Genomic DNA, 13761 nt, shown 5'->3' on the forward strand with positions numbered 1-13761 from the left:
GCGTTTAAACGTCAATAAGGAGTCATTGTGAATAAGATTTATGCGTTGGTATGGAACCAGGCCCAAGGTCGCTGGAGCGTGACGTGCGAGGGCGCGCGGCGCCGGCGTCGCAGTGGTGGGCGCAAAGGGTTGCTGGTGATGGCAGCCGGCTTGCTTGCCCTGGGAGGACTGACGCCGGCGATGGCGTTGCCCCAGGGAAACGTTACGGTTAGCGGTAGTGCTGACTACAACGTCACGGGTAACAACATGGTGATCCAGCAGCACAGTGACAAGTTGGTGACCAACTGGAACGAGTTCAGCATCGGTGCCGATAAGTCGGTGACCTTCAATCAACCCGGGCGCGAGTCCATCGCCCTGAACCGGGTGACCGGCTTCAAGGGCAGTAATATCCAGGGCGCGCTGAATGCCAACGGCCAGGTGTTTCTGATCAACCCCAACGGGGTGCTGATCGGTCAGGGCGCCCAGGTCAACGTGGGCGGCCTGGTGGCCTCGACCCGTGGCATCAGTGACGATGACTTCAATAACGGTCGCTATCAGTTCACCGGAAAATCGGCGGTGGAAGTGATCAACGACGGCAAGATCACCGCGGCCGACGGCGGCTACGTGGCGCTGCTGGGCGCGCGGGTGCGCAACAACGGCGAAATCGTCGCCAATCAGGGCGCCGTGGCCCTGGGCGCCGGTAACGATTTCACCCTGAGCCTGGGTAGCGACAACCTGATCAACCTAGAGGTCAAGGGAGCCGCCGCCGATGCATTGGTGCAGAACACCGCGCTGATCAAGGCCGATGGCGGTCAGGTGCTGATGCTGGCCAAGAGCGCCAATGCGTTGACTCAGGCAGTGGTCAACAACCAGGGCGTGATCGAGGCCAATACCCTGTCCAACAAGGAAGGACGTATTGTCCTGGACGGTGGCGAGCGTGGCGTGGTCAATGTGGGTGGGAAATTGACGGCCAAGGCCTCAGCCACCGACGGTAACGGCGGTACGGTTCAAACTTCGGGCGCGCTCACTCGGGTCGAACTCAACGCCGAGGTCGATACCCGCTCCAGGAACGGTCGTACCGGCACCTGGATCGTCGAGTCCAACGAGGTCAAGGTCGGTTCCACGGGTGAGCCCGGCAATCCGGCCCTGGTCGAAAGTACGCTCTCCCAGAACCTGAACAACACCAACGTTCATCTGCGCAGCCGCAATGGCGATGTGGCGGTGGACGCTGCGGTGGAGTGGAAAAGCGGCAACCAACTGACCCTGACCTCCACCAAGGACGTCAAGGTCAATCAACGGATCAATGCCACGGGTGACAACTCGCGTCTGGAATTGAACGCCGCCAAGTCGGTCCGGCTCGACAGTCACGTGAGCCTCACCGGCGCCAACAACAGCCTGGGGGTCAAACATGGCGAGCAACTGGTCGTGGGCAACAAGGGCCTGGTGACCTTGTCTGGAGAGAACGCCGGGTTTGACGCCAATGGCAAGCAGCACAAAGTGATCCAGAACAGCCAGCAGTTGCAGGCCATTGGCAACAAGCTCGATGACCACTACGTCCTGGGCAATCAGATCAAGGGCTCCGGGAGCATCAACTCGATTGGCGGTGATCAGGTGTTCACCGGCTCCTTGAACGGCCTGGGCAATACCATCAGTGGCTTCACCATCAACAGTTCGGGCCTGTACGCCGGATTGTTCGGCCAGTCCTCCGGCACCATCAGCGATCTGAAGCTGGCCTCGATCACCGTCAACGGGAGCAACTTCCGCAACGGTTTCAGTGAAATTGGCGGTCTGGTGGGGCGCAACAGTGGCAGCATCGAACGGGTCAGTGCCCGCGATATGCAGGTCTCTGTCAATAGCGACCAGCGCAACAAGGTCGGCGGCTTGGTGGGGGTCAACTACGGCGGCTCGATCAGCGACTCTTCGGTAGCCGGTTCGTTGTACGGCGGCAGCCTGACCACGGCCATCGGCGGCGTGGCCGGGGAAAACCGCTTCGGCAATGGCAGAACCGGTCTCATCAGCGGCAGTGCCAGTGATGTCGATATCACCACCAAGATGTATAAACAGGCCATGGGCGGCGCCGGAGGACTGGTTGGGATCAACAATGGCGCAGTGATTTCCAACTCGTCGAGCAAGGGCACCATCGGTACTTACAATCCACTCTATAAGGGACTGAACCTGGGCGGGCTGGTGGGCAACAACCAGAACGGCACCATTACCGGCTCCAGTTCCTCGATGAACGTGTACGGCGCGCTGGAGAGCCATATTGGCGGCCTGGTCGGGTTCAACCGCTCTGGCACCATCAGCGGTTCCAGTGCCAGCGGTAACGTTTACGGGGTGGGCAGCGAGTCCGCTGGTGGGTTGATCGGCTCGCAGCAGAACCAGAGCGTGGTGAGCAACGTCAAGGCGACTGGCGATGTGATTGACCGCTTCGGCACGAACCTGGGTGGCCTGGTCGGAAAAAGTGACGACAGCACCATCCGCGGTTACATCGAGGCCAAGGGCGATGTCAAAGGAGGTGTGAAGGCCAACGTCGGCGGTCTGGTCGGTAGCAACATCGGTGGCCTGATCTACGATGCCAAGGCGCATGGTGCGGTGGAGGGCTACGCCAAGAGCAATATCGGCGGTCTGGTCGGCTACAACGATGGTGACCTGGTCTCGGTTGCGGCTCACGGCAAGGTCTTTGGCGATACCTATAGCTCCGTGGGTGGGTTGGTGGGCTTCAACGCCGATTACTACGACCACGTGATCGAGCGTGCCGTGGCGACCGGCAATGTCCATGGAACCTGGCACAGCAAGGTCGGGGGCCTGGTCGGCGACAACCAGTCGCGGATCGTCAACTCCGAATCCCGTGGCCGCGTCAGTGGCGGCTGGCGTGCCACCCTGGGTGGGCTGGTGGGTGTTAACGAGGGGCGGATCCAAGGCTCGAAATCCACCGGCAAGGTCGATACCGTCTGGGCCTACTTCCAGACTTACGGTAACCAGATCGGCGTCAACCACGGCACCAACTCTTCGGCCCGGGTTTCCAAAGGCCTGATGGACTAAGGAGCGTCGGCAAGACCTCGGCCCGGCTGCCCCTGGCATGCCGGGCACTTGCCACCTATTCACTATCGATTGACCGGCTCCCGGGGCACCGCAGCGTGCACCAGGGGCCGGCTTGGAAAAAGAGGCAATGACCGATGAGTGATCCATGGTCCAGGCTCCTCACCGATGGGCGCCGGCGCGGTCTGTTGATACGCGCGATCATCCTGATGCTGTTGGGCGTGCAGGCGAGCGCGCCGGTGTACGCCGTTACCGATGAGGGCAATGCCAAAGGGTGCGTGTTCAGTAGTTATGGCGGCTCTGCCCAGGATTGGGTCGAGATCACACCACTGACCCGGAGCACGCCGGTGGGGTCCGTGTTGAAACAGCGTCACGTGAACCCGATCATTGAATACACCACTGAGAAGTCTGTAACCAAGGAGCCGCATGAATTGGTTTTAGGTGCGCATTTGCCGGGGATCAGGTTTCTCGATGGCATCGTTCCGACCAATATCGATGGCATCAGTTTTAAAGTGACGGCCTATCCTTCAGGCTCGGACGCACAGATACTGACGGGTAGTTTCTATCCCTTGGTACTGCAAAAATACAGGGTGGAGAGCTCAAACGGCGAGCTGAAAAAAGACTTCATAAACTACGTGTATTCGCTGATTCTGACCCGACCCGCCAATGAGTTACCCAAGGGATCGCTGCAGGTCAACAGCCTCGCCGGTGTCCAGGTGGCGATGTACGCGCTGGACCTGGACGCGGGCGTGGCCCAGGTTGGGCAACACTTGCTGGACCTGCCGCAGCAGGACAACCGGGATCGGTGTTCGAAACAACTGTTGCTCAGCGAACAGGATCTGCTGGGCGCCGAAGGCGTCAAGTTCGCCGCCAAGTGCCAGGTGGTCACCCGCAACGTTACGCTGCGTCTGGGCAGTCCCTCGGCCCATGACTTTCCCACGCTGGGCTCGACTTCGCCGCCTTCGGCCGTGGCCAGGCTTGAGGTCAACGACTGCTCGTTCAACAGCCTGCCGAAGGTCTCGTTCAGCGCCGAACCCGCCTCGCGCTGCGACCCGACAGGGGTCCTGGGGCTGACTCAATCGGCACAGGATCAGGGGCGGTCCGTCGCCAAGGGCGTCGGCATCGTCATGTTCAATGAGCAGATTCCGCGCATTCATTGCAATGGCACTCAATACGCTATGGAGCGCCTGTTGGGCAGCGATAGCGCCAGCTTCAGCTTTCGCGCCCAGTACATTCGCACGGGGCCGATCACTGAGGGGGCAGCCAACAGCAGCGCCCAGTTCAACTTCACCTTCGACTGAAGCACCGGCCGCAGGCCTCGGGTGTTTGCCTGGACGCCGGCCCCCGGGCCTTTCTACACTGACCTCCGTCTGGGGACCGGGGGAGCACCGATGAATCGCAATGAACTGCGCAAGGCCGACATCAACCTGATGGTGGTGTTCGAGGCGTTGATGCTGGAACGCAATGTCACCCGGGTAGCGGAGAAGCTGTTTCTCGGCCAGCCCACCATCAGCTCCGCCCTCAACCGTTTGCGGGCGATGTTCAACGATCCGCTGTTCATCCGTGTCGGCCATCGCATGGAGCCCACGGCGCGTGCCGAGCAGCTTATCCAGCACCTGTCGCCGGCCCTTGACGCGCTGTCCTCGGCCCTGAGCCTGACCCACGATTTCGATCCCGCCAGCAGCACCATGACCTTCCGTATCGGCCTGTCCGACGACGTCGAGTTCGGCCTGCTGCCGCCTTTGCTGCGAGCCCTGCGCCAGGAAGCACCGCAGGTGGTGGTCGTGGTGCAGCACGTGGACTACTGGCGGATTCCCGACTTGCTGGCCTCCGGCGACATCACCGTCGGCATCAGCCAGACCCGGGGCCTGCCGGCCAATGCCAAGCGCAAGCTGTTGCGGCATATCCAGCCCTGCTTGCTGCGGGCCGACGCCAGCGACACGCCGCTGACCCTCGATGAGTACTGTGCGCGGCCCCATGTGCTGGTATCCCACACCGCCAATGTCGCCGGCTTCGCCGATGAGTGGCTGGCGGAGATCGGCCGCACCCGTCAGGTCGTGCTGTCGGTGCCGCAGTACAGTTCTTTGCCGGCCCTGCTGGCCGGGACCAAGCTGATTGCCAGCCTGCCCGACTACGCCGCTGCGGCCATGGCCGCCTCGGGGCAGCTGTACTGCGAGCCGTTTCCGTTCAAGACCCCAACCCTGGACCTGTCCATGGTCTGGCTCAGCCATGTGGACACCGACCCCGCCGAGCGCTGGCTGCGCTCACGCCTGGAAGCCTTCATGAGCGAGCGGGAGCCCCTCGCGAGCTAATCGTGCTTTGTAGCCGCTGCCGCAGGCTGCGATGGACCGCGCAGCGGGCCCGAAACCGGCCCATGCGGTCTGCCTGGCGGATCGGGTGGGCGGCCTTGCCCGTCCTGCGGACTGGGTCGCAGCCTGCGGCAGCGGCTACAGCGGCGCAGTGAACGGAGGCCGCCAGCTTGGCATAGGCACAGGCGGCTGCTTTGCTGTGTGGATCGTCTGTTGAAACATTGATCGGTGGAGTGTGCCCATGAGTCGTTCCCGTTCCCTGTTGCGTGGGCGTGGCAGCCACGACAGCGGCAAGGTTGGCATGGTCGAGCTGTTCTTCGACCTGGTGTTCGTGTTCGCTGTGACCCAGTTGTCCCATTCCCTGCTGGCCCATCTGTCCCTGGGTGGGGCGCTGCAGGTGGCGTTGCTGATGGTGGCGGTGTGGTGGGTGTGGATCTTCACGTCGTGGATCACCAACTGGCTGGACCCTGAAACCCTGCCGACCCGCCTCGGGTTGTTCGTGCTGATGGTGGCGGGGTTGCTGCTGTCGTCGTCGATTCCCCAGGCCTTCGGTGAGCGCGGCCTGCTGTTTGCCGGCGCCTATGTGTTCATGCAGGTGGGCCGCACCGCCTATGCCCTGTGGGCAGTGCGCGGCGAGCCGGTAAACATGACCCGCAACTTCCAGCGAATCCTGTTGTGGCTGATGTTCTCGGGGGTTTTCTGGATCACCGGCGGCCTGCTGGAGGGCTCGCAGCGGCTGGCCTTGTGGGGGCTGGCCCTGGCTATCGAAGTACTGTCGCCGTCGCTGTATTTCTGGGTGCCGGGGCTGGGGCGTTCGACCCTGGCCGACTGGAATGTGGAAGGCAATCACATGGCCGAACGCTGCGGCCTGTTCGTGATCATCGCCCTGGGAGAATCGCTGCTGGTGACCGGTGCCACCTTCGCCGAGCTGACCACCAGCGCCCAGGGCCTGCTGGGGTTCGTGGTGGCGGTGCTGGGCAGCATCGCCATGTGGTGGGTGTATTTCGACAGTGGCGCCGAGCGTGCCCACCACCGTATCGCTCATTCCGACGACCCGGGGCGTCAGGCGCGCATCGCCTACACCTATCTGCACCTGCTGATCGTGGCCGGGATCATTGTCAGTGCCGTGGCCGATGAGCTGGTGCTGATGCATCCGGAACACGCCAGCCCGGCCGGGGTGCTGGTGATAGTCGGTGGTCCCTGGCTGTTCCTCTTGGGCTGCGCCCTGTTCAAGTGGGTGATGAACGATCGGCCGTTGCCGCCGCTGTCGCACCTGGCCGGGCTCGCGGTGCTGTTGCTGTTGTTGCCGGCCGCCTGGAATCAGCTGTTTTCTGCTCTGGCCCTGGGCAGCCTGACCACCTTGGTGATGGTGCTCGTGGCCGCCTGGGAAACCCTGGCCCTGCGCGAGCGGGCAGCGACGGCGGGGCAATGAGGCCGGCGGATAATGCAAGCGCGGGGGCGGGCCTTGTGTAGTATGGAGCGCCTTTTCCCCCTGACAGACCAGGAGTTCTGCCATGCCGCACCTGCATATGGAATACACCGCCAACCTGCCCCAGCTGGACGTCGACAAGGCGCTGCTGCGGCTCAATCACGGGCTGGTGGCCTCCGGGCAGTTTGCCGATGAGTTCGATATCAAGAGCCGGGCAGTGAAGGTCGAGTCGTTCCGGGTGGGTACCGGCCTGGGTGAGCGGGCCTTTGTCCACGTCAAGTTGGCCCTGCTCAGCGGCCGCTCGCCGGAGATCAAGAAGCAATTGTCCGACAGCCTGCTGGCCCTGCTGCAGGACCTGGCGCCCTGGCCGGCTGAGCTGGCGGTGCAGTTGTGCGTGGAGATTATCGACATCGACCGCGCGTCCTACAGCAAGGCGGCTGTCGGTCTCTGATGGGGGTAGGGCCTAAAGCAGGCCCGGTTCGGCGCAGACCTTGACCACCTGTTCGCGGAACCAGGTCTGCGCGCTGTCCTGATCGGTGTTCTGGTTCCATTGCATGTCCAGGGTGAACCCCGGCAGGCCGCTGGGGGCCTCGCAATGGTTGAACACCGCTTCGTTGGCCAGCAAGGCCTGGATGCGTCGGGGCAGGGTCAGGATGAAGTCGGTGCCGGTGATCATTTTCAGCGCTGCGCTGTAGCTGTTGGAGCGGGCGACGATCTGCCGCTTGTGCGCCTGGCGGGCCAGCCAGCCATCCACCATGTTGCTGTCCGACGTCCAGGGCGTAGGAAAAACGTGGCGCCGTTCGATGAACGATTGCAGGCTGAAACGCGGCTCCCTGGGCGGTGTGGCGCGCTTGTCGAAGACGCACACCAGATCGTCCTCCAGCAGCATCTGCGACTTGAAGTCGGCATGGCTGCGATGGAAGTTCGGACCAAAGCAGATCACCAGGTCAATGCTGCCGTCACGCAGCTCCTCGGCAGGAATGTCGCTCTCAAGCTTCTGCACATTGACCGTCACCGGCAGGTCGGCGTAGTCGAACCCCTTGAGCAGGCGCGGCAGGATCAGCAGCTCGAAGTATTCCGGGGCGCAGAGGTTGAAGGTCACGGCCTGGCGGGTCGGATCGAAGGCCGGTACGCCGCTGTGGCACAGATTGATGCTTTCCAGGATCTTCAGCACGTGGCTGTACATGCTGGTGGCCTTGTAGGTCGGGCGCATGCCGGTGCGGGTATTGATGAACAGCTCGTCCTCGAAGCCGTTGCGCAGTTTCTTCAGGCAGTAGCTGACAGTCGACTGACTGACGCACAGGGTTTCCGATACCCCGGTGACACTGCTTTGCTCGTACACCGCGATAAAGACCATCAGGTCCTGCATGTCGAGTTTTCTGAGCACGTTGCTGATGAGCATCTGTTCCATCCCGCTGAGCACCTGGCGCCGGTGGCGCACAAACCGGGTCGATGCTAGCGGAACGATCGTCCTAATCAAATGCCCGGTGTGGGGATTCGCGGACAGCATCCGGACATTAAATTCCGATAACACGACCTGCGCAGTTTCTCGCAGAATAATGTCCCCTGTCTCAGGGTCATTTCAGGCCATGGCTGCCCCGGGACGGCTGCCGCGAACCAGACCGAACATGCCCAGGGCCACCAGCAGAGCACCGAGCCCTTCTCCCAGGAGCGGACGCTGGCCCAGCCACAACCAGTGGAACAGGGTGAGGAACAGGGTGCTCAGGTAGATGTAGGAAATCACCGTGGACGGGGCGATGACGCCTATGGCCCGGTGCAACAACCAGAAGGTCGCCAGGGTTGCGAACAGGGCCAGGTACAGCAGCCACAGCAGGTCGTTGCTGCCGAGCAGGGCGGCGCTGCGCCAGCCGCCGCTGACCAGGCTGGCGGCAAACAGGAACAGCGCCCCGAAGAGCATGTTCCAGAACGTCATGGCGGCCGGGCTGCGGCCTTGCAGGCTGCGAGCCTTGAAGCGCTGGCTGAGGGGCGAATAGGCCGCCATGGCCAGGCAGCCCAGGGCATAGACCGCCATGGCATACAGGGAGGGCAACTGCCCCGGCGCGCCCCCCTTGAGCACCAACAGCAAGGCCCCGGCGCCGGCCACCAGCATCGGCAGCAGGCGGCGTTGCTGGCTGCTGCCGGGCAACAGCCAGCCTTCGAACGCCAGGGTCAGCAGCGGCACCAGGGTGAACAGGGTGCCGGTGTTGACCGCCGAGGTGTAGCGCAGGGCTTCGAACAGCGAGCCAAAGTACAGCGCCAGCAGCAGGCCCAGTACCGCGTGGGCGCCCAATCCGGCCCGGGTCGGCGCCGCAGCGCCCTGGAACCACAGCAAGGGCACGAACATCAGTGCCGAGAACAACAGGCGCAGGGCGGTCAGCAGCACCGGATCGATGGCCTGGCTGACCTGGGCGGCCGCGAAGAACGAGGCGGCGATCAGCGCTGCCCAGAGCAGCATGCCGAGGTTGGCTTGGGTGAAACTCACAGGGTTCATGCAGGCCTCCCGGGCCGATGCTCAGCGGATGTGCCGGGCGTAATGCCGAGGGTCGAAGCGCAGCACCATGAGGATCATCACCCCCATCACTGCCGTCAGTGACCACCAGGCCCATTCGAAACTGCCCAACTGGTCGCGGATCATCCCCGCCAGCAGCGGTGACAGGCCGGCGATCAGGTAGCCGATGCCTTGCACGAAGGCGGTCAGGCCGCCGGCCCGGCGCGGGTCGGGCAAGTGGTCCAGGGACACGATCAGGCTCATGGGAAACAGTCCGCCAATGCCCAGGCCCAGCAGGCACGGCCAGAGCAGGCTCAGGTATTGCGGGCTGAGGATCAGGCCGCAAAAGCCGGCGATGATCAGCACCAGCAGGGCCACCAGCACTCGGCGCCGATCCTGGCTGCGGTTGGCGATGGCCGGGGTGACCAGCCCGGAAATCACTTCCATGGCGGTGAGAAAGCCCAGCAGCAGGCCGGCGTTCTGTTCGCTCCAGCCGTTCTCCACGTAGTAGGGCGCCAGCCACGCCAGCACGCAGGTGTAGGACGCGGTGCCAAGCCCGAAGAACACCGCCAGCAGCCAGGCCCGGCGATTGCCGCTGAAGGACTCACGCCCGCCGCCGGCGGCCGGCAGGCTAGGCAGTGAACGGCGCTGGGCGGACCAGAACCCCAGGGCCAGCAGGGCCAGGCCGGCCCAGATCGCCAGGGCCAGGCGCCAGCTGCCGCTGTGGTTCATCACCAGTGGGGCGAAGGACGCCGCGATGGCCGCGCCGCCCATGATCGAGGTGACATACAGGCCCATGAACAGCGAGACGTTATCGGCAAAACGCGACTTGATCAGGGCCGGCATCAGCGCCTGGATCAGGGCGATGCCGACACCGGCCAGCACGGCGCTGAGAATCAGCTCCGCCGCCGAGTCCATGAACAACCGCGAGACCGTGGCCAGCCCGATGATCAGCAAGGACAGGACCACGGTGCGGTGTTCGCCCAGGCGCTGACTGATGGCCATGCCGAAGAACATCGCCAGGCCCATGGCCATGACCGGCAACATGGTCAGCAGCGACGCCAGGCTGAAACTCAGCGGGACATCGCCACGGATGCCCGACAGCAGAGGGCCGACGGCGGCCATCGACGGCCGCAGGTTGAGGGCCACCAGGACCACGCTGACCATCAGCCAGAGCGCGGGACGGGAACTTGCACGAACGTTTTCCATAACCAGACCTTCAAGGAACAGGGGCTGATTAGGCGGCGAGGGGGACAGTCGGGGCAAATCAGAAAGTCCGCAGTGTTATTTAAAAACTAAATATCACTGCGGACCTGTAACCGCTGCCATAGGCTGCGATTCGGTGCGCAGGACGGGGCAAACCGGGCGCCGCGGTTTATCGGTAAGGCCCGGTGCCTCGTTGCGACCCGGCGCCGCCTGCAGCGGCGGCGACTAGGCATGGTGGATCAGAACGGTTTGGTTGGCAGGTACTTGCCATCCAGGGTGATTACCGCGCGGGAACCACCTTCCGGGTCTTCGACCTTCTTGATGTCCAGCTTGAAGTTGATGGCGCTGATGATGCCGTCGCCGAACTGCTCGTGCACCAGGGCCTTGAGGGTCGAGCCGTAGACCTGGAGCATTTCATAGAAGCGGTAGACGGTCGGGTCGGTGGGGATGCCGCCGGCGATGCTGCCCCGCAGGGGAATGCTCTGCAGCAGGCGGCTGGCGTCCTGGTCCAGGCCGAGTTTTTCGCATACCCGATCGGCAGCAGCAGCGGGCAGGGCATGCTGGCCCAGCAGGGCGGCGGTGACGAAGGCCAGGCTCAGCCCGGTACCGTCGGCAAGGTCCTGCCACGACAGGTTCTTGCGCGCCTTGGCGTCGATGATGGTGTCGGCCAGGGTCAGGCGTGGAGCTTGGGCGAATTGAGATTGCAGCATGGGTCTGTTCCTCTTGGGGGGATGAAAGGGGTTGCTCAGGCAGCGGTTGAAGCGTGGCTGGCCAGGGCGCAGGTCTGCGGGTGTTCGGTCAGGGAGACAAAGCGCTGGCTGTTGCCGTCGAGAGCGGCGATGGCGCCGCGCTCGATGTCATACACCCAGCCATGCAGGTTCAGCCGGCCCTGTTCCAGGGCCAGGGCCACCGAAGGATGAGTCTTGAGGTTCGCCAACTGGGCGATCACGTTGTCACGCACCAGGGCGTCCAGGTGCTCGGCGGGGGAGGCATGCTGGCGGGCGGCGTTGATCACCTTGGCCGACTCGGCGTGGCGCAGCCAGTTGGCCACGGCGGGCAGGTGATCGAGGCATTTGCAGGTGGAGATGGCGGTCATTGCGCCGCAGTCGGAATGGCCGCAGATGACGATGTCACTCACCCCCAGCACCGCTACCGCGTATTCCACGGTGGCCGACACGCCACCGGGTTCCGGGCCGTAGCTGGGGACGATGTTGCCGGCGTTGCGAATCACGAACAGGTCGCCGGGCTCCTGCTGGGTCAGCAGCTCGGGAACGACCCGGCTATCGGAGCAGGTGACGAACAGGGTGCCGGGGCTCTGCTTGTTGGCCAGCTGCCTGAACAGCTCGCTGCGTTGCACAAAGGCCTCGCGCTGGAACTTGAGGAAGCCGTCGATGATGTTCTGCATGGGAGTCTCCTTGCGTCGCTGATGGGGCAAGGATGGAAGTGTTCGGCTATAGCGTCCAAGACCGGTTTATTATGCTTTCCATAAGCCCTGCCTATAGTTGGAGCCGTCATGCTCTTGCGTCATATCCGTTACCTGCTGGCCGTGGCCGAGCATTGCAATTTCACCCGTGCCGCCGAGGCGCTGCATGTTTCCCAGCCGACCTTGTCGCAACAGATCAAACAGTTGGAGGAGTCCCTGGGGGCGCCGTTGTTCGACCGCTCCGGACGCAGCGTGCGTCTCACCGATGCCGGTCAGGCCTATGTCGTCTATGCGCGCCGCGCCCTGCAGGACCTGCAGGCGGCCAAGCGGGCGATCCATGATGTGCAGGACCTGAGCCGCGGTTCACTGCGCCTGGCGCTGACCCCGACGTTCACTGCCTACCTCACCGGCCCCTTGCTCAGCCGCTTCAACCAGCAGTACCCGGGGATCGACCTGAGTCTTGAGGAAATGACCCAGGATCGCCTGGAAGCAGCCCTGGCCGAGGACCGCCTGGACCTGGGGATCGCCTTTGCCGGCGAGCACCTGGCGGACATCCACAGCCAGCCGCTGTTCACCGAAACCCTGAGCCTGATGGTCGGCCTGCACTATCCGCAGCAGGGCCAGCAACCCTTGAGTGCCTCGGCCCTGGCTCGTCATTCCCTGGTGCTGCTCAGCGCCGACTTTGCCACGCGCCAGCATATCGACCTGTATTGCCGGCAACAGGGCATTGCGCCGCGTATCGCCATCGAGGCCAATTCGGTGAGTGGGATTGTCGAGATCGTGCGCCGCGGGCCGTTGGCGACCCTGCTTCCGAGTGCCATCGCCCGCGAGCAGCCGGGCTTGCGGGCATTGGCCCTGCAATCACCCCCGGCGCCCCGCAGCGTGGTGCTGCTGGAACGCCGGGGTGCCTATCGCAGCGCCGCCTGCCAGGCCTTTCGGCAGATGCTGCTGGACCAGGACTACGGCGCCGCCAGCCACTGATTCACCACCTGGTCATAGGCGCCGGTGGCCTTGCTCAGGTGCAGCCACTGGTCGACGTAGCTTTTCCAGGCCATGTCATCCCGAGGCAGGAGAAAGGCCTTCTCGCTGTATTGCAGGTAGCGCTCGGGGTTGACCGCGCACAGCCCCGGCTTGTGCTTCTGCTGGAAGCGCGCCTCCGAGGCGTCGGTGATCATCACGTCGGCCTGCTTGGTCAGCAATTGATCGAAGATTTTCACGTTGTCGGCGAACAGGATCAGCTCGGCCTTGGGCACATGGGCCCGGGCGAAGACTTCGTTGGTGCCACCCGGTGGTTCGATCAGGCGCACCGAGGGCTGGTTGATCTGCTCCAGGGTTGCATAGCGCTTGAGGTCCTGGCAGCGCACCAGGGGAATCTTGCCGTCAATCCCCAGGGGCTGGCTGAAGAAGGCTTTTTTCTGCCGCTCCAGGGAGACGGAAATACCCCCGACGGCGATATCGCATTGCTGGCTCTGGAAGTCCGCCATCAGGGTCTTCCAGGTGGTATTGATCCACTTCACCCGGACCCCGAGGCTTTTCGCCAGGGATTCGGCCATGTCGATGTCGATGCCCTCGTAGTGGCCATCGTCGCGCAGGTAGCTGTAGGGCTTGTAGTCGCCGGTGGTGCAGACCGTGACGTGGCCACGTTCGAGCACCCGGTCCAGACGGGAGGTCGGGTCCTGGGCGAAGCTGAGGGCGGGGGCACTGAGGCCGAGCAGAGTGCAAAGCAAGAGGCGGGGCAGCATGGGTCGTTCCTTGAAGTGAAGGGCGGGACGCGGTGCCGAAGCATTATTGGCATCGGCCCCTGGTCGGGCAAGGGTGGCCTGGTGCTGCGCCTGGACAAAACCGCCTGAGGGCTTTCGACCTTTTTTTCACGAACGACTGGTTAACC

12 protein-coding genes are annotated in these 13761 nt (G+C 63.6%); 6 read left to right on the forward strand and 6 right to left on the reverse strand.

Annotation, left to right across the window (positions count from 1 at the left end; translation table 11 throughout):
* The first annotated feature begins 27 nt into the window (after window positions 1-27).
* The 5 genes from PQT43_RS03760 to PQT43_RS03780 all read left to right on the forward strand — a co-directional run bounded on the left by PQT43_RS03760 (window position 28) and on the right by PQT43_RS03780 (window position 7207).
* Complete coding sequence (locus PQT43_RS03760) at window positions 28-3021, forward strand: two-partner secretion domain-containing protein (RefSeq protein WP_123393409.1); 2994 nt, start codon at window positions 28-30, stop codon at window positions 3019-3021.
* Between the two features lie 134 nt (window positions 3022-3155).
* The gene (locus tag PQT43_RS03765) at window positions 3156-4319 is read left to right on the forward strand and encodes a fimbrial protein (protein ID WP_253083910.1); all 1164 of its coding nucleotides are present in this window, start codon (window positions 3156-3158) and stop codon (window positions 4317-4319) included.
* Between the two features lie 90 nt (window positions 4320-4409).
* Window positions 4410-5330: a LysR substrate-binding domain-containing protein gene (locus PQT43_RS03770; RefSeq protein WP_110595086.1), complete on the forward strand. Its 921-nt coding sequence runs from the start codon at window positions 4410-4412 to the stop codon at window positions 5328-5330.
* A gap of 238 nt (window positions 5331-5568) precedes the next feature.
* On the forward strand, window positions 5569-6759 hold the full coding sequence (locus PQT43_RS03775; protein ID WP_272753522.1) for a low temperature requirement protein A: 1191 nt from the start codon (window positions 5569-5571) through the stop codon (window positions 6757-6759).
* A gap of 82 nt (window positions 6760-6841) precedes the next feature.
* Window positions 6842-7207, forward strand: coding sequence for a 5-carboxymethyl-2-hydroxymuconate Delta-isomerase (locus PQT43_RS03780; RefSeq protein WP_102878737.1), 366 nt, complete (start codon window positions 6842-6844; stop codon window positions 7205-7207).
* Between the two features lie 12 nt (window positions 7208-7219).
* On the opposite strand, the gene PQT43_RS03785 is transcribed toward PQT43_RS03780, so the two are convergent.
* The 5 genes from PQT43_RS03785 to PQT43_RS03805 all read right to left on the reverse strand — a co-directional run bounded on the left by PQT43_RS03785 (window position 7220) and on the right by PQT43_RS03805 (window position 11855).
* Window positions 7220-8158: a LysR family transcriptional regulator gene (locus tag PQT43_RS03785; RefSeq protein WP_102861732.1), complete on the reverse strand. Its 939-nt coding sequence runs from the start codon at window positions 8156-8158 to the stop codon at window positions 7220-7222.
* Window positions 8159-8338: 180 nt separating this feature from the next.
* Window positions 8339-9247 carry a DMT family transporter gene (locus PQT43_RS03790; protein WP_272753523.1) on the reverse strand — a complete coding sequence of 303 codons (909 nt, stop codon included), beginning with the start codon at window positions 9245-9247 and terminating at the stop codon, window positions 8339-8341.
* 21 nt (window positions 9248-9268) lie between these two features.
* Window positions 9269-10453 carry a cyanate transporter gene (locus tag PQT43_RS03795; RefSeq protein ID WP_110595089.1) on the reverse strand — a complete coding sequence of 395 codons (1185 nt, stop codon included), beginning with the start codon at window positions 10451-10453 and terminating at the stop codon, window positions 9269-9271.
* Window positions 10454-10689: 236 nt separating this feature from the next.
* Window positions 10690-11160, reverse strand: a complete 471-nt coding sequence (cynS, locus tag PQT43_RS03800) for a cyanase (protein WP_267269534.1) — start codon at window positions 11158-11160, stop codon at window positions 10690-10692.
* Between the two features lie 35 nt (window positions 11161-11195).
* Complete coding sequence (locus PQT43_RS03805) at window positions 11196-11855, reverse strand: carbonic anhydrase (protein ID WP_102878741.1); 660 nt, start codon at window positions 11853-11855, stop codon at window positions 11196-11198.
* Window positions 11856-11963: 108 nt separating this feature from the next.
* Between PQT43_RS03805 and cynR the strand changes: the two genes are divergently transcribed.
* Window positions 11964-12854: a transcriptional regulator CynR gene (cynR, locus tag PQT43_RS03810; RefSeq protein WP_110651917.1), complete on the forward strand. Its 891-nt coding sequence runs from the start codon at window positions 11964-11966 to the stop codon at window positions 12852-12854.
* On the opposite strand, the gene PQT43_RS03815 is transcribed toward cynR, so the two are convergent.
* Window positions 12833-13615: a transporter substrate-binding domain-containing protein gene (locus tag PQT43_RS03815; protein ID WP_272753524.1), complete on the reverse strand. Its 783-nt coding sequence runs from the start codon at window positions 13613-13615 to the stop codon at window positions 12833-12835. The two genes, cynR and PQT43_RS03815, sit on opposite strands and share 22 nt — an antisense overlap.
* Between the last annotated feature and the right edge of the window lie 146 nt (window positions 13616-13761).

The sequence above is a fragment of the Pseudomonas sp. BLCC-B112 genome (assembly GCF_028550695.1).
Taxonomy (GTDB): Bacteria; Pseudomonadota; Gammaproteobacteria; order Pseudomonadales; family Pseudomonadaceae; genus Aquipseudomonas; species Aquipseudomonas danubii.